Source organism: Rhizobium croatiense (genome assembly GCF_019793465.1).
GTDB classification, from domain to species: Bacteria; Pseudomonadota; Alphaproteobacteria; order Rhizobiales; family Rhizobiaceae; genus Rhizobium; species Rhizobium croatiense.
In genome coordinates this window covers 81,431-107,876 of sequence record NZ_JAILYJ010000020.1, presented here as the reverse complement: position 1 = coordinate 107,876, position 26,446 = coordinate 81,431, and the positions used below count along the sequence as shown (strand labels likewise).

The 26,446-nt window shown below is 61.8% G+C and carries 28 protein-coding genes and 1 pseudogene; 6 read left to right on the top strand and 23 right to left on the bottom strand.

Annotated features, from left to right (window positions below):
• Nucleotides 1-476: 476 nt before the first annotated feature.
• The 3 genes from K6M89_RS26665 (at nucleotide 477) to K6M89_RS26655 (ending at nucleotide 4,739) form a co-directional block, all read left to right on the top strand.
• On the top strand, nucleotides 477-1,118 hold the full coding sequence (locus K6M89_RS26665) for a peroxiredoxin-like family protein (RefSeq protein WP_222141596.1): 642 nt from the start codon (nucleotides 477-479) through the stop codon (nucleotides 1,116-1,118).
• Between the two features lie 104 nt (nucleotides 1,119-1,222).
• Complete coding sequence (locus K6M89_RS26660) at nucleotides 1,223-3,520, top strand: PBP1A family penicillin-binding protein (RefSeq protein WP_222141595.1); 2,298 nt, start codon at nucleotides 1,223-1,225, stop codon at nucleotides 3,518-3,520.
• A 265-nt stretch (nucleotides 3,521-3,785) separates the two neighbouring features.
• Nucleotides 3,786-4,739, top strand: coding sequence for an NmrA/HSCARG family protein (locus K6M89_RS26655; protein ID WP_222141594.1), 954 nt, complete (start codon nucleotides 3,786-3,788; stop codon nucleotides 4,737-4,739).
• A gap of 39 nt (nucleotides 4,740-4,778) precedes the next feature.
• Here the strand turns inward: K6M89_RS26655 and K6M89_RS26650 are convergent, their stop codons facing one another.
• Together K6M89_RS26650 and K6M89_RS26645 are read right to left on the bottom strand one after the other, a co-directional pair.
• Nucleotides 4,779-5,699: a LysR family transcriptional regulator gene (locus K6M89_RS26650; RefSeq protein WP_222141593.1), complete on the bottom strand. Its 921-nt coding sequence runs from the start codon at nucleotides 5,697-5,699 to the stop codon at nucleotides 4,779-4,781.
• A 112-nt stretch (nucleotides 5,700-5,811) separates the two neighbouring features.
• Nucleotides 5,812-6,849: a LacI family DNA-binding transcriptional regulator gene (locus tag K6M89_RS26645; RefSeq protein WP_222141592.1), complete on the bottom strand. Its 1,038-nt coding sequence runs from the start codon at nucleotides 6,847-6,849 to the stop codon at nucleotides 5,812-5,814.
• 499 nt (nucleotides 6,850-7,348) lie between these two features.
• Between K6M89_RS26645 and K6M89_RS26640 the strand changes: the two genes are divergently transcribed.
• Nucleotides 7,349-8,851 (top strand): DegQ family serine endoprotease, encoded by a 1,503-nt coding sequence (locus tag K6M89_RS26640; protein WP_222141591.1) that lies wholly within the window; start codon nucleotides 7,349-7,351, stop codon nucleotides 8,849-8,851.
• A gap of 430 nt (nucleotides 8,852-9,281) precedes the next feature.
• Complete coding sequence (locus K6M89_RS26635; protein WP_010028409.1) at nucleotides 9,282-9,482, top strand: hypothetical protein; 201 nt, start codon at nucleotides 9,282-9,284, stop codon at nucleotides 9,480-9,482.
• A 323-nt stretch (nucleotides 9,483-9,805) separates the two neighbouring features.
• Here the strand turns inward: K6M89_RS26635 and K6M89_RS26630 are convergent, their stop codons facing one another.
• The 12 genes and pseudogenes from K6M89_RS26630 to K6M89_RS26575 all read right to left on the bottom strand — a co-directional run bounded on the left by K6M89_RS26630 (nucleotide 9,806) and on the right by K6M89_RS26575 (nucleotide 17,883).
• Nucleotides 9,806-9,991, bottom strand: coding sequence for a hypothetical protein (locus K6M89_RS26630; RefSeq protein ID WP_183841058.1), 186 nt, complete (start codon nucleotides 9,989-9,991; stop codon nucleotides 9,806-9,808).
• Nucleotides 9,992-10,137: 146 nt separating this feature from the next.
• On the bottom strand, nucleotides 10,138-10,566 hold the full coding sequence (locus K6M89_RS26625) for a DUF1515 domain-containing protein (protein WP_222141590.1): 429 nt from the start codon (nucleotides 10,564-10,566) through the stop codon (nucleotides 10,138-10,140).
• Nucleotides 10,567-10,578: 12 nt separating this feature from the next.
• Entirely contained in the window at nucleotides 10,579-12,435 is a 1,857-nt protein-coding gene (locus K6M89_RS26620) for a hypothetical protein (protein WP_222141589.1), read from the bottom strand.
• Nucleotides 12,432-12,614 (bottom strand): hypothetical protein, encoded by a 183-nt coding sequence (locus K6M89_RS26615; protein WP_016734478.1) that lies wholly within the window; start codon nucleotides 12,612-12,614, stop codon nucleotides 12,432-12,434. The genes K6M89_RS26620 and K6M89_RS26615 overlap by 4 nt, the downstream gene beginning before the upstream one ends.
• Nucleotides 12,615-12,663: 49 nt before the next feature.
• Nucleotides 12,664-13,026, bottom strand: coding sequence for a hypothetical protein (locus K6M89_RS26610; RefSeq protein WP_222141588.1), 363 nt, complete (start codon nucleotides 13,024-13,026; stop codon nucleotides 12,664-12,666).
• On the bottom strand, nucleotides 13,026-13,490 hold the full coding sequence (locus K6M89_RS26605; RefSeq protein ID WP_222141587.1) for a lysozyme: 465 nt from the start codon (nucleotides 13,488-13,490) through the stop codon (nucleotides 13,026-13,028). Before K6M89_RS26605 ends, K6M89_RS26610 begins: the two co-directional genes overlap by 1 nt.
• Nucleotides 13,465-13,719 carry a DUF7940 domain-containing protein gene (locus K6M89_RS26600; RefSeq protein WP_222141586.1) on the bottom strand — a complete coding sequence of 85 codons (255 nt, stop codon included), beginning with the start codon at nucleotides 13,717-13,719 and terminating at the stop codon, nucleotides 13,465-13,467. Before K6M89_RS26600 ends, K6M89_RS26605 begins: the two co-directional genes overlap by 26 nt.
• 267 nt (nucleotides 13,720-13,986) lie before the next feature.
• Entirely contained in the window at nucleotides 13,987-14,859 is an 873-nt protein-coding gene (locus K6M89_RS26595) for a class I SAM-dependent methyltransferase (RefSeq protein WP_222141585.1), read from the bottom strand.
• A 438-nt stretch (nucleotides 14,860-15,297) separates the two neighbouring features.
• Nucleotides 15,298-15,405, bottom strand: a pseudogene (locus K6M89_RS26590) (lysozyme); the annotation flags it as partial.
• Nucleotides 15,380-15,634: a DUF7940 domain-containing protein gene (locus K6M89_RS26585; protein WP_222141584.1), complete on the bottom strand. Its 255-nt coding sequence runs from the start codon at nucleotides 15,632-15,634 to the stop codon at nucleotides 15,380-15,382. The gene K6M89_RS26585 and the pseudogene K6M89_RS26590, both read right to left, overlap by 26 nt.
• A gap of 279 nt (nucleotides 15,635-15,913) precedes the next feature.
• A complete protein-coding gene (locus tag K6M89_RS26580; RefSeq protein WP_222141583.1) occupies nucleotides 15,914-16,474 on the bottom strand; it encodes an acyltransferase in 561 nt (186 codons plus the stop codon).
• Nucleotides 16,475-16,524: 50 nt separating this feature from the next.
• The gene (locus K6M89_RS26575; protein WP_222141582.1) at nucleotides 16,525-17,883 is read right to left on the bottom strand and encodes a hypothetical protein; all 1,359 of its coding nucleotides are present in this window, start codon (nucleotides 17,881-17,883) and stop codon (nucleotides 16,525-16,527) included.
• Here K6M89_RS26575 and K6M89_RS26570 point away from each other — a divergent pair.
• Complete coding sequence (locus tag K6M89_RS26570) at nucleotides 17,868-18,431, top strand: hypothetical protein (RefSeq protein WP_222141581.1); 564 nt, start codon at nucleotides 17,868-17,870, stop codon at nucleotides 18,429-18,431. The two genes, K6M89_RS26575 and K6M89_RS26570, sit on opposite strands and share 16 nt — an antisense overlap.
• 155 nt (nucleotides 18,432-18,586) lie before the next feature.
• Here the strand turns inward: K6M89_RS26570 and K6M89_RS26565 are convergent, their stop codons facing one another.
• The 9 genes from K6M89_RS26565 to K6M89_RS26525 form a co-directional block, all read right to left on the bottom strand.
• Nucleotides 18,587-19,237, bottom strand: a complete 651-nt coding sequence (locus K6M89_RS26565) for a hypothetical protein (protein ID WP_222141580.1) — start codon at nucleotides 19,235-19,237, stop codon at nucleotides 18,587-18,589.
• A 228-nt stretch (nucleotides 19,238-19,465) separates the two neighbouring features.
• The gene (locus K6M89_RS26560) at nucleotides 19,466-19,747 is read right to left on the bottom strand and encodes a hypothetical protein (RefSeq protein WP_246642700.1); all 282 of its coding nucleotides are present in this window, start codon (nucleotides 19,745-19,747) and stop codon (nucleotides 19,466-19,468) included.
• Complete coding sequence (locus K6M89_RS26555; protein WP_222141579.1) at nucleotides 19,747-20,751, bottom strand: tail fiber domain-containing protein; 1,005 nt, start codon at nucleotides 20,749-20,751, stop codon at nucleotides 19,747-19,749. The genes K6M89_RS26560 and K6M89_RS26555 overlap by 1 nt, the downstream gene beginning before the upstream one ends.
• Nucleotides 20,717-21,133, bottom strand: coding sequence for a GNAT family N-acetyltransferase (locus K6M89_RS26550; protein WP_222141578.1), 417 nt, complete (start codon nucleotides 21,131-21,133; stop codon nucleotides 20,717-20,719). The genes K6M89_RS26555 and K6M89_RS26550 overlap by 35 nt, the downstream gene beginning before the upstream one ends.
• Complete coding sequence (locus K6M89_RS26545) at nucleotides 21,130-22,953, bottom strand: hypothetical protein (RefSeq protein WP_222141577.1); 1,824 nt, start codon at nucleotides 22,951-22,953, stop codon at nucleotides 21,130-21,132. Before K6M89_RS26545 ends, K6M89_RS26550 begins: the two co-directional genes overlap by 4 nt.
• Entirely contained in the window at nucleotides 22,950-23,657 is a 708-nt protein-coding gene (locus K6M89_RS26540; RefSeq protein ID WP_222141576.1) for a phage adaptor protein, read from the bottom strand. Before K6M89_RS26540 ends, K6M89_RS26545 begins: the two co-directional genes overlap by 4 nt.
• Before the next feature lie 229 nt (nucleotides 23,658-23,886).
• Nucleotides 23,887-24,447, bottom strand: a complete 561-nt coding sequence (locus K6M89_RS26535; RefSeq protein WP_222141575.1) for a hypothetical protein — start codon at nucleotides 24,445-24,447, stop codon at nucleotides 23,887-23,889.
• A gap of 204 nt (nucleotides 24,448-24,651) precedes the next feature.
• Nucleotides 24,652-25,437, bottom strand: coding sequence for a hypothetical protein (locus K6M89_RS26530; RefSeq protein WP_222141574.1), 786 nt, complete (start codon nucleotides 25,435-25,437; stop codon nucleotides 24,652-24,654).
• Nucleotides 25,438-25,458: 21 nt separating this feature from the next.
• Nucleotides 25,459-26,433, bottom strand: coding sequence for a phage major capsid protein (locus K6M89_RS26525; protein ID WP_011424439.1), 975 nt, complete (start codon nucleotides 26,431-26,433; stop codon nucleotides 25,459-25,461).
• Between the last annotated feature and the right edge of the window lie 13 nt (nucleotides 26,434-26,446).

Genomic DNA, 26,446 nt, shown 5'->3' with positions numbered 1-26,446 from the left:
AACCGGCTCCAACGCTGCGCATGATGAAAGCTTCGCGTTTCCGCCGGTTGCTCACACCGCGCCATTTGGCGTATCCAAAACTGCCGAGGCTCTAATCGTCGCCGGATGAAAGTTCAGTGGCAGGTCATAGGCTCAACGAAAAGTCGGCCGGTTCGCATTTGAGCGGCTGTTGCAGCTTGATGCTGTATCACTTCGGCGACACCGCCCACGCTGGTCGAAGGCAAAATCGGCAGGTCCTCAGCTCCAGTTTCCTTTTGTCGGCCTCTACCGCCGCCCCTACAAAAGAGGGGTTTGCAGAAAAGCGACTTTTTAGTCCACGATTCACCGTTTACGCTTGCCCGCCGGCCAATGTGGGCCCATTCTTAGGTTGGATCCTGGCGTGCGGTAAGCGAGAGGTCAGGCCAACGCTCAATCCCGACCTCCAAACACCTAGCGTGGCGCCTTTTCTCGGCTGATCCCCGAGCGAGGAGATGTCCATGTCCACGCGCTATGCCGACCATCCGCTACAACCGGGCGACCCGGTCCCGAACGTTGTGTTTGACGCGATCTCGCGCGAGGGGAAGATCGCACTTGATGATTTTCGTGGCCACAGCCCATTGTTGATCGGTTTGTTTCGAGGCCTGCATTGTCCGTTCTGCCGGCGCCATGTCGCGGCCATGGCCTATCTCAACCCGATGCTGCGCGAGAAAGGCGTCCAGTCCCTGGCTGTTGTAAACACCCCGGTTGAACGCGCGCGGCTCTATTTCCGTTACCATCCGATACCCGATCTTCTTGCGGCTTCCGACCCGGTAAAGGCTTCACACCGAGCCTTCGGCTTACCCGAGGTCGGCATCGACACGGTGATGGCGATACGGATCGATCTTCCGGGCGAGTTGCCCGAGCCCATGAACCCGATAGCAATGGATGAATTTATCAACGAGAAGGAAGGATATCCAATTACCGAGGCCGATCGGCAGATGATGACGGCCGACAAGGGGCAACTTGTCGGTCAGTTCCTCATCGACCGGGAGGGCATCGTACGCTGGAGCTTCACGGAAGTTCTGGAGCCTGGGGTCCAGACGTTCAAGGCGCCGAATTCCCAGGAATTGATATCGGTCGCTTCCCAGGTCGCACTTTAAGCTGTCATTGTCATAGCAGCAGTCGGTGGGGCCTTTTGCGGTAGAACACTCGGCATCACCCGTCTATAACGGTGATGCTGCGTTGGCTTTTTTAGCGGTAACCGATGCCCCATTCTCCCGAATCCACAGGTGAAAGCGTTAGCGGTTCGAGCTCGGGTCGCAATCAGATACTGGATCCGGCAGCGCCAGCGGCCACCTCGGATTCACCAGGAACCAGCCAAAGCGACGACCCGCACCCGCCCCATGGATCATTCGATCAAACCAGGCAGGCCGCCAGAACTCTGTTCCGTGCGATACGCCAAGATTTGCAGGCAAATTCTGCCTTGGCGAAGATCAAGACCGCCGTATTGTCTTGGAGCGCGAAGCTGAGGAGGTCGACGCGGCCTGGAATCGCCTCGGCTCCCCGCACATGGATGACGACTGCCTTGGTCAAGGCGGGGCGCGGCTTTCGCGATCGGCGTTCAAAGCCGCGTGAAAGTCGACAGAGCGGATGGCTCATCGCGGGCTGGCGGAAATTCGCGGTGGGGTTCGCCCTTCTTGTTTGCCTCCTCGTCGGCAGCGTGCTGGTGTGGGCATTGAAAGACGTGCCCTGGAGCGAAATCCGCGATGGAACGTTAAAGCCGGTCGTCGTTCTGGAAACCGCCGATGGTGCGCCGTTGGTAAGGCAGGGACCTTATCAGGGTCCATATGCCCGTTACGAGCAGTTTCCGCCCCATTTGATCGATGCCGTCCTTTCGATCGAGGATCGCCGGTTCATGGATCATTTCGGCGTCGACCCCAGGGGCATCGCGAGGGCGCTTCTGCGAAATTTGGAGGCTGGCTCGGTGGTGGAGGGTGGCAGCACGATCACCCAGCAGCTCATCAAGCTGCAATACCTCGACAGCGACCGAACCATAAAACGAAAGATCCAGGAGGTCGTCATCGCGTTCTGGCTGGAGTGGAAGCTCGGCAAGGAGGAAATCCTGACGCGCTATCTCAACAGCGTCTATCTTGGCGCCGGCGCCACCGGCATGCCTGCCGCCGCGCGCATCTATTTCAACAAGGACATCGGCGCCCTCAACCTGCCGGAGTCGGCGATGCTGGCGGGATTGCTGCGGGCGCCGAGCCAATGGAATCCCATCGACAATTTCGAAGGCGCCCGGCAGCGCACCATGGTCGTCCTCGACGCCATGGCGGCCAATGGCAAGATCACTGCGCCACAGGCGGCGGAGGCCAAGACGAGCTTTACCAGCCTGCACCCAACGACGCCGACGCCGCGCTCCGGAAGCTGGTTTGCCGACTGGATTTCGCCGCAGGCAAGCGAAATCGCCGGCGCCTCGCCAGGTTCGACTTCGGTGCGCACCACGCTGGTGCCGCAGTTGCAGCAGATCGCCGAACGGGTCGTAACAAGAGCCCTGGACGGTGAGGGAAAGACGGTCGGCGCGTCGCAAGCCGCCTTGGTAGCAATGACGCCGGACGGGGCGGTCGTAGCGATGGTAGGCGGGCGCGACTACAAGGCGAGCCAGTTCAACCGTGCCGTCACGGCGATGCGCCAGCCGGGTTCCACCTTCAAGCTGTTCGTCTATTACGCAGCGTTGAAGGCTGGGCTCACTCTGTCTGACTCGGTTCTGGACGCGCCAATAGACATCGACGGCTGGTCGCCGGAAAATTCCGGCGGCGACTTTCGCGGTTGGGTAACGCTTGCCGAAGCCTTCGCGCGATCTCTCAATGCCGCGTCAGTGGCGCTTGCCGAAGAGGTCGGTGTGGACAATGTGATTGCCGCAGCGCGCGAACTCGGCATCGATGCGCCACTGGCCAACACGCCGTCTTTGGCACTCGGCACCTCCGAAGTCAATCTGCTCAACCTCACCAGCGCCTATGCCTCCGTCCAACTCGGCAGGGCACCCGTCAAGCCCTGGGGCATCATCGACTTCCAGGCGGCAGGGCAGCCGAACACGTTTCGTGTTGGCCAACAATCAAAGCCGAATGTCGATCTTTCACCCTACCAGTCCGACCTTCTCGGCCTCCTGCAGTTGGTGGTCGAGCACGGCACTGGACGTGGCGCAGATCCCGGCACCTTTGCGGCCGGTAAGACCGGCACGAGCCAGGACAATCGTGATGCCTGGTTCGTCGGCTTCACGGACGCGCTCGTCGTCGGTGTCTGGGTTGGCAATGATGATGACGCGCCGATGAAGGGAGTGACGGGCGGCAGCCTGCCAGCGCATATTTGGCGGGACTTCATGCGTGAAGCGGCGAGCGAACGGACGCTGAACGGCGTGCGATCGACCGAAGCAGTGGTCGACGGTCAAGGCGCGCCGCAGTCCTGTAACATCACCGCCTGCTCGCGCAGTTACCGCTCCTTCCGGCCATCCGATTGTACCTATCAGCCATATTCCGGCAGCCGACGGCTTTGCGAAAAGTGATGTGGCTCGGCAGAGATCGAGCACCGGCCATCCTCGCCTCACGCGCGCTGTTTCCGATCCGCCGCAACGAACTGCCGCCTGGGCACGCCGCCACTTATCCATAAAATGGCATTATCTTATGCATTTCATCCGTCTATAACCATCGTTCCTGTTTCGATAGTCTTCTCACCGTCGAGGCAGGGCAATCGGCCTGGACAACCCGCCCTCCTTGTAAAGACGCCTGCCGTCCTCTTCGGCGGCGAAGCAACAGGAAAGGATGAAAGCCATGTCTACAGACACCAAGCCGTTGATCGCGGTTACCGGTGCAACGAGCAAACAGGGGCGCAGCGTCGTTGCGACTCTTCTTGAAAGCCAGCGCTTCCGCGTCCGTGCTTTCACGCGCAGACAGGATTCGCCGGAAGCTTTACGTCTGAAAAAACTCGGCGCTGAGATCGCCGCCGTGCCTCTCGAACTCGGCCGTCAGGAGGATCTCGTTGCCGCCTTCAAGGGCGCGGATGGCGCGTTTGTGATGACGCCGCCGATCGCCGCGCCGGAGGCAATCGAGGCGCCTCTCGGCCGGCAATTGGCGGATGCGGCCGTGGAGGCCGGCGTCGGGCATATTGTGTTCAGCACGCTCGAGAATGTCGACAAGATCACCGGTGGGACGAAATATGCCCCGCATTTTACCGATAAGGCCAGCGTTGCAGATCACATTCGCGGCCTGCCGGTCTCGCATTCCTTCATCATGCTGGCATTCTTCTACACCAACCTAATCGAATATTATGCGCCGCGCATGGAAGGCGACACCCTGCTGTTGCCGATTTATCTTCCTGAAGATTTCGCCGCACCTTTTGTCGATCCGCTGACGGCGACCGGGCCTGTTGTCCTCGAGATCTTCTCAAACCCCGAGCGCTACAACGGCAAAACGCTGCCGGTCGTCGGCGAGATCATTTCTCCGCGGCAGATGGTCGAAACCTTTCAGCGCGTGACCGGCCGCAAGGCCGAGTATCGGAACGCTTTCGAGAGGGAGGGCTTGCTCAACTATTTTCCGGAGTTTGCCGCCAACGAATTTTTCGTGCGAGAGCTTCTCGGGATGGTCGAATATGCCGTCGAGTATGGCTATTTCGGCAAGGAGCACGATCTCGAATGGAGCCGGCGCCTGGCTCCCGAGACGCTCAACTGGGAGCAGTTTCTGCGGACGTCGGGGTGGCGCGGCGACAAGCGATCTTTCGCAGCTTGAAGCCCTTCTCGCGATAACGACATGCTTGAAAACAAAGACTTACGATGGCCGGATGCCCGGCAGCTTGGCGATCTCGGCGGCAAGAAAGTCGACGAGGAGCCGAACGCGGGCAATGGCTGCACGCTCCGGCACAATCAGCAAGCTCACCGGAACCGGCGAAGGCCGATAGTCTCCAAGCACGACCTCGAGCCGGCCATCGTCCAGAAGATCGTGAATCAGCCAGAGATGTGTAGGACCAATGCCGCGTCCGGCGGCAAGGGCTTCGCGTGCCGCAAGCCCGTGATCGACGCGCAACCGACCACTGACCGGGATCATCAGGCTGGTGCCATCGGGAGAAAAAAGGTGGAGCTGGTTGCTGCCCGCGACGTTGGACATCACCACGGTTTCGTAGCGTGACAGATCGGCCGGACGCTCCGGCCGTCCCCGGGCGGACAAATAAGCCGGAGCGCCGACCAGCAGCCGCTGGCTCTCTCCGACCGCATGAAGTTTCATTGAGCTGTCGGCGAGCGGTCCAAGACGGAGCGCGACGTCAACGCCTTCGCGAACAAGGTCGATACGCTCGTCGGTCAGGTTGAGGTCGATGCGGATATCAGGATGCCTGTCCTGGAAGGCAAAGATCATTCGCGTGACATGCATGACGCCGAGCGCTGCCGTACATGAAAGGCGAACGGCGCCGGCCGGCGCCTGACGCGCATCTCTGGCTTCTTCGGCAGCCTGTTCGACCAGGCGCAATATCTGAAGGCAGTTGGCATAATAGCGACTGCCTTCCTCCGTCAGGGTGACGCGACGCGTGGTGCGGCTGAGGAGGGCCACGCCAACAGCCTCCTCCAGCTCTTTGAGGTGCCGCGTCACGGTGGATTGGCCGACGCCCAGCTCCTTTGCGACCATCGACAGGTTGGCGCGCTCGGCGACGCGAACAAAGGTGCGCATTCTGTCAAAAGACACGCCTGCCTTATCCATTTATCAGCACAGTGATCGTCATTTTGTCCATATAAGGAATATTCGGAACGATGCCTAGGCTGGCTTCAGCAAGGCTCGGGCTCCACGCCTATTGTCGCGTTGCCTTAACAGATTACCGTGTCGAGCCGCGCGGGATGATCGAAAAGCCGCAATCGACCCTGTCTTTGTCAGGCGGTTCGTCGCGGATGGCGCGCAGCAGCATGTCGGCGACGCGGTAACCGATGTCCTGGCGCGGGATGTACACCGTCGTCAGCGACGGCTCGATGAAGGCGGAGAATTCCAGATCGTTGAAGCCGCAGATGCCGACCTCCTCCGGCACGCGGATGCCGCGCGCCTTGCATTCGATAAGGACGCCGAGCGCCAGTTCGTCGCTCTGGGCAAAGACGGCATCGACATCGGGCACGCGTTCGATCAGCCGGGCAAACAGTTCCCGACCGAGGCCGGTGCGGCTTGTCGCATCGCCGCCGATAATGAGAGCGGGGTCGAAACGCCCGGCTTCGCGCATCACCGCCTCATAGCCTTCTATCCGCCGGCGCGAGCGGACATCGGCGCCGCGGCCGAAGAAGGCGATCCTCTTGTAGCCCCTCGACAACAGGAAGCGGGTGGGTTCGGCGCCTGCCGTATAATGATCGAGGCCGACGACCAGCTTCTGCGGCTCCTGGCTGAGATCGGTGACATGGGCGATGGGACAGGCGGCATTGTCGATCAGCGGCAGAAGATCTCGGTAGGATTCGGCGCCGGCAATGATGACGCCGGCCGGCTTCTGCGTCAGGAAGGATTTCAACAGGCCGGCCTCGCCCTCGGCATGGCGCAACGTATTGGAATATTGCACGGTGAGATCGGTGTCGCGGAAACGATCCTCGATACCGACCATCAGGCTGGTAAAGCCGTATTGGTGCAAGGCGGGCGTGATGACGGCGACGATGCCGTTGTGGCGGCCGGCCAGCGCCCGGGCGGCGAGATTGGGAATATAGCCCATCTCCTCGACCGCGCGCAGGATCTCCTCGCGCAGATCCTCCGAGACGATTTCGGGATTGCGCAGCGCGCGCGAGATGGTGATCGGGCTGACACCCACCTTCTTCGCCACATCGCTAAGCTTCACAGGCGCGCCGCGCCTCGGCTTCCTCCCCCGCTCCACCGACTTGCTCATCGCCTCCCCGTCTGCCGCTGCGGACTCGGCGATTCTCCGCCTTTACTTTCTGAAGAAGAATTAATTTAGAGTCTACTAACATCTTATGGTGGCGACATATTCCGGGCAGGCGGCCGGATGGTCTGCCGGCAATAAGCCTATTGTTTTCGATGGAAATCCGAGCGGAAGCGATGACGCCGGATAGAAACCAGCCGGCCTTTGCCGATGCGCCGCAGCCGCCTTGAGCAGCAGACGGAAATGAAGGTTAAACCCAAGTGAAACCTTACAAATCGGCAATATAAACATGATCAATATTTAATTTGTAAATCGGTTCGACGGGATCATTATCGATAAGCGAGCGCGAATTCTTCCATTCGCCAGGCCGCCGCCCCCGACGACTGCGCGTGTCCCCAAGAATTGGCGCCATACGCCATCCGACGCCAGGTCCCATGACGGGGAACCACGACGCCAACACAAGCCAATCTTCTTCCAAAGGGCGACCGCCCAAGGGATTACCGCCATGTCACATATCCTCCGCCAACACCGCACCGCAGCGCTCGTCGGAGCCGCCATCATCGCCGGCGCGGCTTGCCTGCCCTTTGCGATCAATAGCTCGACCGCGCTGGCCGCCCCTTCGGATACGGGCGGCATTCTCGCCGCAGGCGGCTCGTTCGCGGCGATCGTCGAGGCTGACAAGCCGGCCGTCGTCACCATCACCACGACGATGAGGACGACCGATGTCAGCGCCGATCAGCAATCGCCAATGGACGAGCAGTTCCGCCAGTTCTTCGAGGATCAGGGCATCCCCCTGCCCCGGCGGGCGCCGCACAATCAGCCCTCGCAGCATGCGATGGCGCTCGGCTCCGGTTTCATCATCAGCCCCGACGGCGTCATCGTCACCAACAACCATGTCATCGACAATGCCCTCGACATCAAGGTGACGCTCGACGACGGCACCGAACTGCCGGCCAAGCTGATCGGCACCGATCCGAAATCCGATGTCGCGGTCCTGAAGATCGCGGCCGGCAAGCCGGTGCAGACCATCGCCTGGGGCGATTCCGACCGGCTGAAGCTCGGCGACCAGATCCTGGCGATCGGCAATCCCTTCGGCATCGGCACGACGGTGACGGCGGGCATCGTCTCGGCGCGCGGCCGCGACCTGCACAGCGGACCCTATGACGATTTCATCCAGATCGACGCGCCGATCAACCACGGCAACTCCGGCGGCCCGCTCGTCGACCGCGACGGCAAGGTGGTCGGCATCAACACCGCCATCTATTCGCCGAACGGCGGCAGCGTCGGCGTCGGCTTCGCCATTCCCTCCGATGAGGCCAAGGCGGTCGTCGCCAAGCTTGAGAAAAACGGCTCGATCGATCACGGCTATCTCGGCGTGCAGATCCAGCCGGTCACCAAGGACGTCGCCGATGCCGTCGGCCTCGACAAAACCGGCGGCGCGCTGGTGGCCGCCGTTTCCGCCGATACGCCGGCCGCAGAGGCCGGCCTGAAACCCGGTGACATCGTCACCTCGGTCGGCGGCGAGGCCGTCAAGACGCCGAAGGACCTGTCGCGGCTCGTCGCCGATCTGTCGCCGGGCACGCGGGAATCGCTCGTTGTCTGGCGCGACGGCAAGACGATCGATCTCAACGTCACCGTCGGCGCCAATGCCGACGGCCAGAAACAGGCCGCGGCGACAAGCCCGGAAGCGCAGGGCCAGGCCTCCGGCCAGCCGAGCCTCGGCATCGGCCTTGCCGACCTGACGCCCGAAGTGCGCCAGCAGCTCGACCTGCCGCGGTCGTTGAGCGGCGCCGTGGTCGCCAGCGTCAAGCCGGACAAGTCGGCGGCCGCCGCCGGCATCCAGTCGGGCGACGTCATCGTCTCGGTCAACGACCGGCCGGTGCACAATCCCCGCGATGTCAAGGCCGCGATCGCCGAAGCCGGCAAGGCCGGCCGCAAATCGGTGCTGCTGCTCGTCGAGCGCGACGGCAACAAGACCTTCGTCGCCGTGCCCTTTGCCGCGGCCTGAAGCGGCTGCGCGTTGCGACATCCGAAATTGGAGATGGGAAGCCCGTGAGACGGGCTTTTCCTGTCTCCGTCCCGCTCCGGCACAAGGCTGCGGCCTCCGGGCCATTCCTGCCGCCGCGCATGGTAAATTTCGATACTTCCGGGCAAAATCCGGCGAGACCGGCGGTTTTTCGTGCCGGAAAGCGACAGGGAAACAAGAGGTTGCGCCATTGCCTGACAGGCGGGCAGACTGTGACCGGCTGCCGCCGGACGAATTAACCCTACCAGCTTACCTTAATATCAGCATCAGCTTGAATGCGTGCCGCCCTATGCCATCGTATTTTCACGATTACTAATTGTCCGGGATGGCTCACCGGACCCGCAGCCCCTCTTTCCCTGGGAAGACCGGCTTCATGCATCAAGGGCGTAACATTTCAAACGGAGAGTATGCCATGAGCAATGTCGTGGAATTTCGTGCCAAATGCCCGCATGTCAAAACCCTGTCCGACTGCCGCGAGGCGCTTGAACCGCATGTGATGAAGATTGTCGCCGAGGCTGTCGGCTGGGGCTTTCCGCCGGCGGAAGCGGCCATGGTGGTCGCCGATATTGCCGATGATTACATTCTGATGCTGTCGCGCGAGCTGCGGCATTAAAGGCGTGGCGCGCGGGCACCCGCACGCCACCGTCAGCCAGGAATTACTATATGTCTCAGTGGGCCGCGCAGCGCCTGCAGGGGTAGCAGGGGTACACAGGAGACGAAAACCTGCCACGCGGCCCTGCGATCAAAACACTGGCTCGTGCCGGAAGTTCCCGGCGGAGATACTTGAACGACGGAGTATTTCCTAACTTATTTCTCGATGCGGAAATATTCCGTTACCGATAGTCGCGCGCTCCGAGTAAACCTTCGTCGCACAATCTATTCTGGCCGTCTTTTCTGCTTCCGCCTTCGGAAATCAGACAGCTCGGCCGCATGCATTCACCGCCATTTCGGCTGGCGCGGCGGCGCATTGGCCTGGATCTCATGCAACGGCGCGTGAGACCCGAGCAGCTTCTTCAGCTTCTTCTCCTCCGCCGGCCCAATTCCAAACTTGCGGCAATGCTCTGCAACATCATGCTCCCGCGGACCGGGAACGCGAACTTGGCGATTGTTCATGCTCTTCATGTCTGTTTCCTCCTGAGAGGGATAACAAACAGGCGCCGGTTTGGTTCGTTAGCAAAGTCTAAAATTTAGAGAGCTTATCTAGTCCGTGATGGCGCCAATATATCAGGCGGAGTTTGCCTGGAATTGCTGTCGATCGGCGCCCCACGTCAACTGATCTTCAACCAATGCCTGAGCGCCGCCACCGCCCCGTCGCTGGCATAGGCGATGATGCCGCCGGTCGTCAGCCCGGCAAAGGCGATCAGCCCTGAAATCCCGTAGCCGATCGATTTCATCCGTTTCCACTCCTCGAGCGCCGGGCCGACCGTCTCCTGGTTCTTCTCGACGGTTTCCTTGAGCGTCCTGAACTCGGCGCGGATCTGCGCATCGGCGCCGCCGCTGATCGCCACTCTCGTATCGAGATGGGCGATCTGCCTTGTCTGCTCGTCGAGGCGCTTGTGGATCACCGCGCTGAAATCATGGGCATTGGCCTTTTCGTCGCTCATCTCCTGGCGCAGCAGCGCGACATTTTCCTCGATGCCGGTCAGCCTTCCCTCCACGCGCCCGAGAGCGCGCAGGATATCGTCATTCGATGTCATATCGGCACCCTATTACGAATTGAATTTCAGCTTTTCGGATTGCGGAATGCCGCCGGCAATGCGGTCGATCATGATGGGTTGCGGGTGAATGAAGGACACCGGCGAAAGCTCTCCGACCGTCGGCGCCGGACGCACCACCGAGCCGACCGGCAGGATCGCGGCGCTCGCCCCCTGGTAGGTGATGACGTTGCCGGCGATGCTGCCGACGACCTGGGTGCTGAGGCGAGCGACGCCATCCGGACCCGAATATATGTGCAGCGTCTGCTCCGGCCTGAAGAGGCTGGCATCGGCGACGACGATCGTGTTGTAGGTGGTCACGCCATCCGTTCCGGCCTGCGCGGTCAACGTCGTGCTCGGAAGCTCCAGCATGCCGGGCCAGACGCCGCCTCTGGATGGCGAGACCCACGCTCCATAGGTGTCGATCGCCGCGTCGCAGCAGGCCGATGTCTGCGCCATGATATCATCGTGCAGCCGCCATTTGCCCGAAGCGTCCGTCCCGTCCGAGGGCCAGGTGTTGTTGGCGCCATAGACCTGATATTCGGCCCGCAAGCCGAGATCGCTGCAGGTAATGGATCCGGTTGCCGGCGACGTGCCGCCGGCGAACTCGTAGGTGAAGGTATTCGCACCGGTGACGGTGATCACATAGTTCCCGTTGTAGGCCGTCGGAGTTGCGTTTGAAATACTGACCGTCTGCCCCGTAGCGAGCCCGTTCAGCCCGCTGGATATCGTCGCGGTCGCAGTGGTTCCGACCGACGTCAGCGTAACGTTGCGCGTGATGGTCGTGCGGCCGAGCGGCGGGAAGGCCACGATCCTGACGCCGGCATACTCCGTGCGCAGGCGCCCGACCAGGCCCCGGTAATTGGTGTTGAACCAGGTGCTGTAGGATGTCGAGGTATCGTTCTGTCCCATCTGGTTGGCGATGACGGTGAAGGGCAGCTTGTTGCCGTTGAACGTCTTGATCTCGCGGACGATATCCCTTCGCCGGGTTGCGATGGATGACCCGGATCCGGTGTATTCGCGCACCGATCCGGCACCGGGCATGCCGATCAGGCAATGCGGAATTCGTCCGGCGCCGCCGTCCTTGTCGAGCCAGCGGCGAAACCAGCCGAGATTGCCGCGGCTGTCGGCGGCGGAAGAATATTCCTGGCGCGCCTCGCCGATGCTGTCGACAAAACCGAGGGCGACCGGCCTTCCGTCCCAATCGCCCTTGGCGACCATGAAATCGGCCCCCCAATATTGCGGCTGCGCCTGCTGGCCATAACTCACATCGAGGGCGGCGGTGCTGTCAGCGAGCGGCGTGTCCTTGAAAGCAAGCAGAGTGGCGTGATCGCTCGCACCCCACACGCGTTCGCCGCGATGCTTCTGGATGCGGTAGACCGGCCAGATCTTGTCGCCGACGGCCGTGTGATAAAACAGCCAGATTTCGATTTCGCTTTCCGGCGCGACGTCGGGAATGGTCAATTCATCCGTCCAGGCGCCGTTCGTCTGGTCGGCGACCGTCACCGTGTTCGAGCCGGCGAAGCTGCATTGATAGAAGATGCCGGCGACGCGGATGAACATGGCATCGGCAATCACCGAATTGCCTGAGGTGCCGATCGTGCCGGTGACGATGGTTTCCTGCGGCGAGTTTCCGCCCTCCGTCGAGGCGAAGCCGGAAAGGTGGAAGCGGAAGGTCCGCGTCTTATATTGCGGCGTGTTGACGACGATCTTGCTGCAGACATAATTGGTGCCGGACGCGGCGGTGACGATGCCGCCCGACGGCATGCGGTTGCGGGTCGCGAAGAACATATAGCGGTCTGGATCTCCGGCACTGCCGCCCCTCCCGCTCAGCAGCGGATTGGCAAGGGCAAGCGAAATGGCATTCATCATCGGCGTGTTCCATATCGGCTGGTGAGGTCGTCGTAGAATTCTACCGTGCGCCCCTGGCGGGCGTTGGCGCGGTCGAGCGCCTGGCGCTCGCGGGCAAGGATCGCGATCAGCGGCTCGCCTTCGAGGACAGGCGCATGCGCTTCCTGTCTTCTGAGGTCGTCGGGCAGCGGCGGCAGCACGATGCCGGCCGCCGCCTGCCCTTTGGCGCTGGCTGCCCTGTCCAGCCGCTCAGTGGCGGAGCAGCCACTGACGATCAGCAGCAGTGACAGCGCAAGCGCGGTTCTTTTGCGAAAGCTCGAGTTCATAGGATCGGATCTCGTTTTCCAATGTGTCCCTGGCGGCCTGCTCGGCGGCCTTGGCCGCCTCCAGCCGCTTGCGATGCTCTTCGCCGGCGTGGGCCGCCGCATCGCGCTGGCGCTCCATCTCGGCCGCCTTGGCGTCGGCCGCAGCCTTCTCGGCCAGCACCACATAACCGGCGCGCGCCTGGCGCTCTGCGGAGGGATAGCCGATCGCAACGGCATAGAGGTGATAGAAAAGCAGCCCGGCGGCGATGCCGGCGCCCATCTTCAGCGTATCGAGGAGGGAGAACATCAGTTGCTCTCCAGGCAGAAGGCGCGTTCCTTCTGCCGGCGGCGCGTCAGGCCAGGAAAGGTGATGCCGGCGGCGCGGTTCCACTTCAACAGCGCCTCGCAGCCCTCGGCCGTCCTGCCCTGATTGATCAGCCGGATCGCGCTCGACCCGCAGGCCGCCTTGACGCCGACATTGTAGGCAAACGAGGTCAGCGCCACGAAACGCGCATCCGGCAAGGGCACGCGCACACAGCTTTCGATGCCACGCGCATAGGTCTGAAGCTCCAGCGCCAGCAGCGCCTTGCACTGCTCCACCGTCCTGCGATCCCCAGGCTTGACCCCATTGGTGCTGCCATAACAGATGGTCCAGGGCGGCCCTTTTGTGGCTGGATCGGGATAGGCATTCTGCCGCAGCCCCTCGAAACTGCCGACGAGCGCCACGGCCATGGCGGCCGCAGCGCTACCCCTCTGAAGGCGGTTTGCCATTCAGTTCTCCTGAGATTTGCTGTTGAAAGACGATGCGCGCGACGATCGCCGCAACGGCGAAGAGGCCGGTGATCGCCGACATGGCGAGCTGGATGTAGATGTTGCGGGGCACCCAGGTGGCGGCGACGAAGCTGTAGATGGGCTCGACTATGATGAGGAGCAGCGCCAGCGCCATAAGGCGGACGCTCCAGGCGCGCCTCAGCACCGCGCGCCAGTTGTGGACGAGCATGGGAGGCTCCGGGGTGTGTGGACATAGCGAAGCACCCGCCTCCTGGGTGGAGACGGGGGCGAGCCGAAATTTCAATGTTGCGGGGTAATGTTCCGCCTCAACCTAGAGGACGGGAAATGCCGTCAAATACCGCTCTTGCATTGACGAGGCTGAGGTCGCCTAGGCACCGCTTGAAGCCGCCCGGCAATCGCCAGTCTTAGATATAGCAAGACAGCTGCCCCTCTAGAGGCGGCGTCTGTTGCGAGCCGGTCCTTTCGATGTTGCCGTCTACGGACCAGCATAAAAGTTTCCATATATTTCCTCGCCATAGCGATCACCTGTTTCACCGTCAGACTTGGTGCGCAGATAGATTGCCCTGTATTCTCTATGCCAACCAGATCTGGCAATCATCGCGTCATTGATGCCCCGCACGGCCATGGATCTGATAATCCCCTGCAATACGAAGGAGAGGTAGATGTTCAGATGTGATTTCCTGCACAGATAGCACTTCTCATCGGTGACCATGAAAACGCACAGGTCTGTTCTGTTTGTGTAAATATACTTATAGATCGCCGGTATTATCTGCGAATAATTGAGGTTGGTGAAGTCATCGAACACCGCGATTCCTTCTGGCGACAGAAGCTCGTCACACAGCCTCATTTCGCTATAGGTATCCCGATACGAATGGCTCGTATCGACGTGAACCAGACGGCTTTTCTTCCTTATGCTGCGGAAATCCGGGTATTTGCGCCGAAACTCCCTGGACGCGCATTGGACGAAATCGACGCCAGGATTGATCGCGCGAATAGCCTGCAGATCAAGATAATCGGCGATATCGACCAGAATGAATTTTTCATCCGGTGCGACCCGGTTTGCAAGGATTGCGGCCGACCGACCCTTGTACGTTCCGAACTCGACAACTGCGCCTTTCGCCTTCTGGAGCGAAAGCAAGCTATCCATGGCCGCCATTGAGAATGTCGACAACATACCATCAATGTTTTCGGCGGCGCGCTGGGACCTGGAAAATACCGCTGCGTCGGCTGCAAGACCCTCATCGTTCCACGGTGTCAAATTCGAAGGACTTGGGCCTAATCTCTTTGAGATTATCCGCTTCACGAATTGGGGCGTGATACTCTTAGCCACCGAAATTACCCCAGCCATCCCTGAATTTCCCCCGCTTACGATTACTTTCCGCAGGGGTATACAGCATGGACGATGCTCGCATAAAGCATAAACTGCTGCTTGATAACTGCGATCCGAGTGCCGGTATTGGTGTATCAATTCGTTGAGCGGATTTCACGACGACCGGGCGGTACGATTAGGCTTCCGACGCCAAGAGTTCGTCTGCGCGTTGGAGACAGGCAGCTCGTAAGCGTGCCCCGCAGCCCAATGAGGACCATTCGACTCCAGACAGGATGCGGCATTATAGATCGCCAGCGAGCAAGCACCCCGCTTCCATGGCTGACGTCACCGTTTCCGCTTCTGTGGGGGTCATGCAATTTCAACGGGGTATTTGACTACTTTCTACATCGCCGCCATCTGCAATAGCGGCCTAGTGCCAGTTCGTGCCGAGTGTCGCGGTTGCGGTCAAGGTCACGATCGCGTCGCCGGATCGGGATAGGCGTTCTGGCGCAACCCCTCCAACGATCCGACGAGCGCCACAGCCATGGCCGCGGCGGCATCACCCTTCTGCAGGCGGTTTGCCATTCAGTTCTCCTGAGATTTGCTGTTGAAAGACGATACGGGCGACGATCGCCGCCGCGGCGAATAGGCCCGACGCCACCGACATGGCGAGCTGGATGTAATGGTTGCGGGGCACCCAGGCGGCGGCGACGAAATTGGTGACGGGCTCAAGGACAATGAAAAGCAGCGCCAACGCCATAAGGCGGACGCTCCAGGCGCGCCTCAGCACCGCGCGCCAGTTATGGACGAGCATGAGGTCGGCTCCGGGGTGTCTGGGGGGTGCGGCTCACGCATGGGAGACGCGGCGCGAGTTGGGGTGTCCTGTCCAACGAAAAAGGACACTAGAGGGCGTGCGTTGAACGCGGAACGGCTTGAAGATTCCGTTTTTACGCGACTTCTGATCCCATTGCCTCCGTTGGCGATTTCGTCGGAGGTAATATGACCCGCGCTTTTAGCGATAATCTTCGCAGTCGCGTTCTAGCTGCGTCACATGATGGAATGTCAGCGCGATTGGACGAGCCGTGTCTGACGGCTATTCGCGATATTTGACAACCCTTGCCGGCGAACCGACAGCGATTGCATATTCCGGGATGTCGCTTATCACAACGGCGTTCGCTCCAATCACGGCGCCATTGCCGATTTTGACGTTCATCAGGATCTTCGCTCCGGCGCCTATCCAGACATCGTTACCGATCTCAACTGCACCGATCTCAGCCTTCTGAAGCCTGATCGGCGTATCGCGCCTCATGCCGTGACCGTGATCGATGATCTGGACATCGGAGCCGATCAAGACATCGTTGCCGATTGATATCCGGTTCTTCGCTGTGATGATGTTGCGCCGGCCGATTACGGTGTTGTTGCCGATGAAGACTTTGGGCTCTGGCATTGTAAGTTGAAAGAACGACTGATCTTGGATGGTGACGTTATCGCCGACCTCAAGGACGGCATGACCGACCAGGCGGAACTCAGCGCTGCGCTTCACCACGAGATTTTCGCCGGCTGCGGTGAAGTAGCGGAAGCGCTTATAAACAGTGACGAGCCGCTGGATTACGCCGCCTCGATTGCGATATGATGCCTTATCGACCTGTGCCATTTCTACTCCCGGCGTGATGGCAGCATGTCAAACACAGGTGTGGAGCTTATTCAAGAGATCCTTCCGCAAGGGAAATGGAAGCCATCGTTCCAGATCCAGATGCTGCCGGTAGAGCCGCCCAATGCCATGCGAATTTGCCGACTTGTATTTGTCCATATCTCCTGCGATCCCACTGCGAAACCGCTCGCTACCTGGATAGTGCCGACGTTGGCGCCATCGCTGCCGGCGCCGGCAACAAGCGCACCTTGTGCAGGGTCGGATAGCAGAGCTGCGTTAGTCGTTGCCGACGATGTAAACTCGAAACGCAGCTTCGCTTTGACTTTCATCCCATTTGGCACGGTCAGCGCCAGAAGCGTCGAGGTTGTAGAGATAGCGGCACCGACAGCATCCTTGACCGGCGTCACGAAGGTATATTCGTCCCTCGGATACATCACGAACTGCCGGATTAGCGAACTTCCATCCGTCAGCACCACGCCGATGCATTTGACGACGGTATAGCCGCTGAGCAGCGTTGTGGTGATGCCGCCGATCGTCGCCGAGCTCGAGAGCACTACATCGAAAGACAGGTCGGCGTCCTTGCGCAAAGCATAGGCGAAGTATGTCGCATTTGCTGCGACGGCACCGGCATCGAGGCCGCCCGCGCCTGTTCCTGCCGCAAATGTTCCCGTCACCCGCTTTGTGAATGAGGCGACGCTGGCAACGAAGCTCGCACCCGATCTGGCGGAGCCTGCGGCGAAATCGACGTGGGTGTTTGGGCTGCTGGCGTTATTGGAAAGGACGAGCCCGACGACGAAATCGCCGACGGCCGAACTATCCGCTTTGCTCTGGATCCTGGCGAAGAGCTTGTTGGTGAAGAAGGCGGCGCCGGAACAGATGATTTCGACGCTGTAGCCGTTCTTGAGGACAAGTGTGGCCGCGCCGTCGATTGTCTCCAACCCGTTCGGGTCAATCGTCACATCGCCGCCATCGGCGATGACGCAATAGTGCCAGTTTGCGCCGAGCGTGGCCGCTGTGGTCAGGGTGAGCGTGGCGGCCGCGGTGAAGCGGTGGACGGCGTTGTCGTCGGATGCGAGCGCGGTGTAATCGCCTGACTTCGCCGTATAGGCCGACGCTTTATCGAAAACGATGTCGATGCCGTTCTGGGTGAAACCCAGCTGTCCGCCGCCCTTGAGATAGATCCCGGTCTGCGGGTTCGAGGCGAAGCCGACGCCCGGCGCCGAAACCGTGCCGGTTGCCGCCTTGAGCGGCGCGGCCATCGGCGCCGAACCGTCGCGCGGCAGCGAATTGGTGATTTCGTTGCCAAGGTCGGTGGTCAGCGCGTTCCACGGGGCCGGATCGATGACCTGGCCGACGGATGGTGTCGTTCCGGCGGGTTTCGAATAGACGCCGGTTGATGGGTTTCTGGGCATTGTTTTCTCCAAAAAGGCCCCACGAATTGCGATGCCTTGAATCGTATAGTATCGGTTGCGGCATGCAGACCGATCATCAGCCGCACAAGCCTTCGAACAAAGCGATCAAGATCGCCGCAATACTCGCCGCCGTCGTGGCGCTTGCCTCATGGTCACCGCTCAAGAAAGGTCCCGTCGAGTGGGTGCTTGGTCAATTTCCGACCGAGTTGACCATCTTTCTTGCCGGCGTTTTGACGGCAGGACCGATCTGTTTCTTGATCGGACGATGGGATGCGCTTGGCATGTTCCGGCCATCCGAACTTTCGATCGGCCGGAGTCAAAACGATGTTCCGGGCGCTTTAAAACATGTCGCCCACATCCTTGTCAGGGCGCCGCTCGCGGTATTCCTGCTGCCGATCCGTGGATGGAAGCAGGCGCGAGCGAACGGCGAGGGAATCGTCTTCAGCGTCATCAACTGCCTCTTGGGCGGCGCGCTCGGTTTGATGATCACGCTCGCAACATTGCTGCTGGTCGCCATACCGATCCAGATCGCCTTTGAGGGTGGCTGATATCGTTCAGCGGATCCTGCCGGCAGAAGCGAGAAGCCGCCTTTCCGGTACTGCGGCAAGAGGTCCCGAGTCACCGCGAGCTCATCGGGCCGGACATCCCTCACGACATGGTTGCAGGACCTTCTCCACACCGCAACGGCCAAAGCGCAGCGTTCCTAACGTCCGCGTACTTTAAGAAGCGCGCGCGCAAGAGCCTTGGCGCCAGCTTTACGACCAGCTTCGGCGCCTGCTTCCACCGGCATCATACCGAGCCCGGTCAAAGCCTCCACCACAGCGTCATGAACGGCCTGCTCGGCTCGGTTCCCTAAACCACCTTCCCCATCGCCGAAACCTTCAACAGCACCCATTCCCAGATTTGAGGCAATGGTTGCAGCAATACGAGCCGGCAGTCCCTTGCCAACGTTGCCAAGCACGACCTTGCCAATGCCTGGCGCACTCCTTTGCAAGGCAAGGGTAGAGGCCACCTCTCCAACGCCCTGCAGCCCTTCGGAGATATAGGGGTGCTGCTCATCAAACGCCTCATCCATGCCGCGCTGCATAGCAAGCGAGGTATTATATCGCTCTTCATAGGTGTCGCCGGGCAGTCTCCAGCTGTCAGGCAGTAACGGATTGATGGCTGGAGCTATCGCCGCATTTGTCGCCGCGTTCATCTCATCGAGGTAGGGACCTACCCCGAGCACACCGCGGCCGATAGAGCGCACGACATTGTTGATCGAGAGATCACCCGACTGCCCCGCATGGGGGGCAGCGCCAAGGCGCGACATCTTCGGCGCTGCGGCAACGGGCGTTCCATCATAATTTGGCATCAAAGCCTCCTGTAGACTTGTGGGAATCGGGTTGGGATAAGGACTTGTGGACAACAGCTCGCGGACGCCTGCCTGAGGCACGAGGACGAGCCGATTGCGCAGGAACGGCGGGGTTACTGCATGCCTTCTCAGTCCGGAGCCCTCTCAGAAGGAGTTTCCCCGGCTGTAAGCGGGATGCTTCCCGCGGGCGCTAGTAGCTAGCTACGCCTGGTTCATGGAGCATTGTTCCTACGGCCGAACAACAACGGCAGGAAAGCCCGGAGACTTCGCCGGCGGAGTTGAAGACGTCGGCGCGGTGCGAGCCTGAGGAGTTCCCGCCTGCTGCTCCTGATCCGCTCGCCTCATCGCCAGTCCACCCATCAGGGCCTGCGCCAGCCGCGCCGCGCCCTGCCATGGCGACTGCACCGGACTCATATCCATACCCTGCTGCAGCATGGCGTAAGCCAGCCGCTTGCGCTGGTCGTTGACGCTCTGCGTCTTGCCGGTGTCGCCGCCGAAAATATATGCCATCAGCCCACCGCCCTTTGGTAATCGACGCGGTCGAAGCCGTCGGCATGTTCGAACACCGCGTCCGGATGCGTCTTGCGCACATCGTCGGACATCAGGCCGAGCTGCATCGAGCCGCCCTCTTTGTAGCGGAAGGCGTAGACCGGCAGGCCATTGTCAAGCGTGCCGACGCATCTGATGTCTTCCTTCAGCCGCCGGTCGGATTTCGCCCAGCCGCCAAGGAGTGTTCCGCCGAGGCCGAAGAGGCCGCCCATGGCGGCGTTGGATTGTGCGAGCTGCTGGTTGTAGATGCCCATTTTCTGATTGAAGTTTTCGTTGATCAGCCCGGCTTGGTCGACATTCGGCAGCTGCGTCGTCGGCGTGTTGACGTAGTTCGGCTGGTGCACCTGCGAGCCCGACATCAGCGCCGAAATCTCGTTCAGCGGTTGGTTGCGCTCGGTCAGGATCGAATTCTGCGCATTCGAATACATGTCGCCGAGATATTGGTCGGAGGCGGCCTGCTTGCGGGTGGAAAAATCGCGCATGGCGTTGTCGTATGCCGCCGAGCCCATCGAGATGCCCTTGTCGGCCAAGCTCTGCTCGAGGCTCGCCTGGTCGCGGTCCCACTGGTTGTTGAAGCCGGACTGCCAGTGATTGTTGACATATTTGTCGACATTGCCGGCGCTGAGATCGACATTGGTTCCGAGGATGCCGGAGATCTTGCCGGTCTGGTCGTTGGCGAGCCTGGCAAGGCCGAGCTGCGTCTGCTGCGTCTGGTCGTAGATCGCCTGGTTCTCGGGCGAATAGGTCTGATAGGCCGAATAGGTCGGCAGCTGGTAGCTCTTGCCGTTCTGATCCTTCATCGTCTGGTAGCCGGTGACCTTGTATTCCAGCGAACCATCCGGCGTGTATTGGTTGGTGTGGCTAAGCCCCGCATTGGCGATGGCGGTGTCGACGTTGGTGGCCGTCTGCGCCGCTGCGGTCTGGGTCGGATCAGGCGCCTTCGGGGCCTTTGGCGTGGAGACCATAGGGAAAATCCTCTTTGATGATTCCGTAAAGCAGGCCGTCGCAATCGCCGAAATAGCCGCGCTGGCGGCCTTCCGGCTCAGCGCCGAGCTTGGCGAGCAGCCTCTGCGCGTTGCTGTTGTCGGCGCGGGTGCGGCAGGTGACGCGGCGGCAGCCGAGCTGGCGGGTGACATAGTCGAACACCGCCCGCAGCAGCGTCAGCGACAGCCGGTCGGCGGCGAGCGAGATCTCGACATCGTGGCCGGTCCAGACATTGAAGACGAAGCCGGCGATGATCCGGCCGCGGTCGACATGGGCCAATGCGGTATAGGGCGGGTGGAATTCCACGCCGATCCTGGCCCCGAGCCAGGCGGCGATCTCGGCGCTCGGTTCGCTGACGATCAAATCGGCGCGCCCCTCTCGTAAAGCACCGAGCCTCCGACGACCGCGGCTTCCGAGACGGAGCCTGACGAGCCGGAGATCAGCGCCCGGATCGTCGGCGCTAAGGCCGAACCGGCGCCGCCGGCGGAGGCGAATTTGCGCACCAGCGAAATGCCGGGGAATTTCGCGACACCCCAGACCGCCGTTCCCCATTTCGCCGCCGCATTGTTCTCGACTGATGACAGCAGCGCCGTCGGCACCTTGGTCTGGTAGTCGACCGAAATGCCGCCATACATCAGCGTCGAAACGCCGATCTGCGCCGTCACCCCGATCAGCTTCGAGAGCTTGGTCGAAAGCCCGTCGCCGAAGCGGCTCCAGGCGCCGACCATCAGCGCGTCGATTGCCGCGCCATTGTCGTTCGCCCCGACCTCCGCCTCGTAGAGGGTGCCGTCGGCCGCGCCGAAGAACAGCCGGTCCTGCCACGTCGCCCAGCAGGAGGCCGGCATGCCGACGAAGCGGCACCAGGCGCCGGTTTCGGTGTTCATCACATATTGATAGGGGCCGTAGGAGGACGGCAGGTTGACGATCGCCATCTGCCGCGCCGGGAAGCTCGAAAGCTGCCATTCCTGCGAGCTCGTGCCGGCCGCCGCCACCGTCTCGCGCCAGGTCGGGCCGATTCTTGCGGTGATCGCCCCGAGGCTGGTGGCGCCGCGATCGAGCTGCACCGCCTTGGTGATCGGCACGATCCCGTCGGTCGTCATGATCGCCAGATCGGCGCCGACCGACAGCAGGCAGCGGTCGCTGCCGAGCGGCCGGCCGAGCTTGAAGGTGCCGATCAGGCCCCAATTCGCCGCGCTCGAGGGGTCGGATCCTTGGAAGACGATCACCTCGCCTTCCGAGGAGATCAGCACCAGGCATTGCTGCAGGCCTGTCGCAACCGGGATCGTCCAGACATTGATCGCCACCAGCGTGCCGCCATATTTCATGTTGCCGCCGACCGGCAGAACGGTGGCCGCGCCGCTGACGGCGTCGGTCGCGAGGTACCAGACATTGGTCGAGTTCTTCTCGATGAACCACAGGCGCGAGCGATAGGCGGTGACGGCGGCAAGCAGCGAGGCGTCCGATATGCCTGTTATCATCGTCGAGGCGACATAGGGCGTGGCCGCCGCGCCCTTTTCGAGCTGCGCATTGGTGACCGTTCCCGTCACCGTGACGACAAGCGTGCCGGCGGCCGGCGTGAAGGCGAGCGACACGCGGTTGCCGGCGCCGGTGCCGTTCAGCGTGCCCGAGAAGGCGCCCGAAAGCGTGACCGAGCCGGTGCCGAAGAAGCTCAGCGTGTAGGCCGTGTTGCGCACGGCGACATTCTGGGTGGCGAGCGCCGCCGTGCCCACCAGGAAATTATTCGTCCACGAGGTGCCGTTGAAGATCAGCGGCGTATCGAGGCCGTTGACGAGGCGCAGGAATTCCTGGCCGGCCGGGTTGGTATATTGCTGCACCGACCAATGGGCACTCGCCAGGCCCGAGACGACGGGCGCGCCGGCAGCACCGCCGACCGTGACGTCGAAGATCTTGTCGCCGGCGGCGGCAAACAGCCGGTTGGTCACGCCGGAATAGGGAATGACCGTCTGCACGTCGGCGCCGAGCCCGGTTGAAAAGGCGAGAAAACCATAGCGGGCGCGCACCCGGTTTGCCTCGGGAAAGAAGTTGTCGAGCTGGAAGGCCGCATCTTCGGGCATATCGGCCATCTCGACATCGGTTCGCCAGCCGCCGATCGGCGCGATCCAGTCCTTGCCTGGCGAAACGCGGCGGGTGCGGCCGTTCGGGGGAAAAGCTGTGCGGGTCATGGGGTCTCAACCGTGATCGTGCCGGGCCAATAAGTCTCGAGCGCCTCCCCCCGCGCCGGCAGCGAGAGATCGACAGGGCTTGCGGCGCGATCGGCGCCGATGGCGGCTTCCTTGGTTCGTTCGAAGCTGGCGAGCTCCTCGCCATAGTCGAGGCCCTTGGCCCGCTTCCAGCGCCAGATCAGCGACAATTCGAGAAGCTCTTCGGGAAAGCGGGCGGTGTCGGTGTCGTTGGCCCAGTTGCCGGCGGTGGTGGCGCCGCCATTCACCGCCACCCAGAAGCCGGAGATATAGGCGTATTCCATCGTCTCGCCGGCAACGTTCGGGTAGATGTCGAGCTTGCCGCCGGCCATGCGCCAGATCTGCGGCACCGGGTTGGCATTGAGGATCTGATGGCGCTGCCAGATCTGCGGCTCCACCGGGCCGTTCAGCGACCAGAGGCGCGAGACGTTCCAGATCCTGGCATTGGCGGCGAAGCGGTCCCAGTCGCCGGGCGGCTCGTCCAGCTCCGGGTTGGCGCCGGTCGCCTGGAATTGCCGCCGCACCATCAGCGCCGACCAGTCATGCGCCCGCATCAGGTCGCGGCCGGCGCGGGTGGAAAGGATGCGCAGCTGCATGATCTGCGGATCCGCCGAGGACATGACGGCCGTCGGCGGATCGAGGTCGATCTCCGCGCAGACGTTCTGAATGATGGTCAGGAGCGACATGCGGGGGATCTCCGGTTCAGGGTCAGGTGAATTTGCGTGAGGGTTGTGCCGTGTGGCCCCCTCATCCGCCCTACGGGCACCTTCTCCCCGAGGGGAGAAGGGGTTATGCCGCGAGGTCTCGATTCCCTCTTCTCCCCAGCGGGGGTCCGAAGGACGGGTTGAGACCCGTGGCTCAACCCCGGTCGGTGCCCGTAGGGCGGATGAGGGGGCGGCTTGCGTCAGGCCTTCTTTAGGCCGCCGGCCGGCTGCGGCTCTTGCCGCTTTCGCTTTCGAGCGCCTCGAACCGCGCAGCCATCTCCTTCATCTGCGCCTGCAGGCGGCTCACCTCGTCCTTCAGCCGCTCGTTTTCGGCGGCGAAGGCGGAAGCGGCGCTGGAGTTTTCGGCGGTCGCCAGATAGGCCCGGGCGGCGGCGGTAAGCTCGTTGGCACCCATGCCGATCTTCTGCTTGGCGGTATCGGAGAGCGCCGCCAGCTGCTCGACGGTATAGATATTGACCGCCTCCAGCTCCTTGATCTGGCTGGGCTTCAGATAGGGCCATTGCGAAAGCGGCGTGCCGGTCAGCTGCTCGCGGGCAGCAGCTCCCTCCTTGAAGCGCTTATAGGCGTCGGCGAAGCGGATTTTGTCGTTGTCGGTCACCTCGCGATAGACTTCGGTGTGCTTGTCGCCTGCGATGAAGATGCGGACGAATTCCTTGTCGGCAAAAATCGGCCGACCCTCCTTCTCGGTCAGAAAGGTCTGTTCGACCGGTTCGAGGCTGAAGGAGGCATAGATTCCGGTGTTGTCGGGCATTTGCTGGTCTCGCTGTTGATGGCGGGGAGATGAGGAATGGGCGTGGGAAACATCTCCTCTCGTCATCCTCGGCCTTGTGCCGAGGATCTGCTACGCATCGACCGGCAGCAGATGCTCGGTACAAGCCCGAGCATGACGGAAGAGAAGTTTGCAAGCGTTGAAAGTAGGCATAGCGGGCGCCGAAACGCCCGTTGATTTTTTGGCTTAGTTCACCTTCGACAGAAACGGCCGCATCAGCGTCGCTTCGAGCACGCCCGTCGCCGTGATGGTGACGCCGGTGCCGTTGGCCGTCGCATTGGCCGACAGCGTGATGCTCTGCACGACGCCGTTCGGGCTGTAGGTGATGCCTGCAATCGTCGTGCCGCCTGATATACCCGTGCCGGAAACGGCCGCGCCGATGAACGGGCCGGAACCGGCATTCAGACCGGCGAGACCAGTCAACAGGCTGGAGCCGTTGACGGTGGTGGCCGTAAACGTCTGGTTGGCGGCGGCGAAGTTGACGTTGGCGATCGCCTTGGTGCCGACGGTCGCCGAGGCAGGCGCACTTGCCTGGCCTGCCGTCGTGGTGGTTTCGGCAACGACGAGAGCCGCCGTTGCGCTCGTCACCTGCGACGGCGCCTGGCCGTTGCGCTGCAGCCAGATATAATAGGTGCCGGCGGCAAGGGTGATGGCACTGAGCGGGCCGCCGGTCAGCGTCGGCGGCTGGGCGGCACCGGAAAAGACGCCGCAGCGCTGGCCGACGACGGCGCCCGCCGTGGTCAGCAGCGAGGCGACATAGTCCCTGGTCCACTGGAACCACTGGCCGGGCTGAAGGGTCGTCTGCGCGGCCAGCACCAGCTGGCAATAGACCCATTCGGATTCACGATCGCCGCCGGCGACCGCCCCGAGGGCGAAGTTCGGTCCGGGAATGCCGGAGCCGGAGACGATCGGGCCTTCGACGACGAACGGGTTCGCGCCAAGACGATCGGACTGGATGGTTGCGATCGACATTTGCTTGTTCCTTTCGTTCGATCAGGCGAACAGCACGCCCTGCAGGAAGGCGTTGTTCATGGTGAGGTTGCCGGCAAAGCCCATCAGCTGCACGAAGGCATCCTGATTGGTGTTCATGCGCTCGTCGCCGATCGGCGCCATGTCGCGGTCGCGGTGCGGGCGGTAGAACAGGTATTTCGTGTTCAGGAAGAACATCTGGTTGGAAGGCGCGCCGCCGCCGAAGCCGCCGTCGAAGATCACGTCGGCGCCCATGTATTGCAGCGACTGGAAGCCGGCCATGCCCTTATCCGCCGAGGTGATGCGCTGGATCGCCTGCAGCGATTCCCAGTAGAGGCGGAAGAAGTTGTTGTCGGCAACGACGAGATCGGGGGCGTCGGAGCCGCGCACGCAGGACATATAGAGCCGGTTCATATAGCTCTGGATGTTGGCATTGGTGGCCGCCGCGCCGCCATCGGCCGAGGCCGAGAATTTCTGGTTGCGCCAGAAACCCCAGGTGGCGCGCGAGATGCCGCCGACGGTGCCCGAGGTCGGCGAGGTCGAGATCAACAGCTGCAGGCCGCCGATCTGACGACCGCCATCGGCTGTGCCGTCGGAATAGCAGTCGAGCGCGATATTGTTCTTCAGCGTCGTCTCGGCATTCTCGATGCGCTGCTCCAGCAGGTCGAGGATCGCATCCTCGCCGGAGTTCTGCAGCTGTTCGAGGCCGGACATCGAGACGGCGACCGCCGCCTGCTTCAGGTCGTATTCGGCGGCGGTGATGACGTCGGAGGGCTGCACGTTCAGGATGTCATAGCCGGAATAGCGCTTGAAGGTGCTGTTCTCCTGGTACTGCAGTTCCTGGACGATGGTGCGGCCGCCGGAGACGGGCTTCTTGCGGCCGCGGCTGTTGAGACGGGTGAGAAGACCGTTGTTCTTCGTCACGTCGTCGGCGACCGTGCCGCTGCGGTTGCGCAGCGTCGTGGTGACGATTTCAGAGAGATTGGGCGAAATGGGCATCGATCGTTCCTTT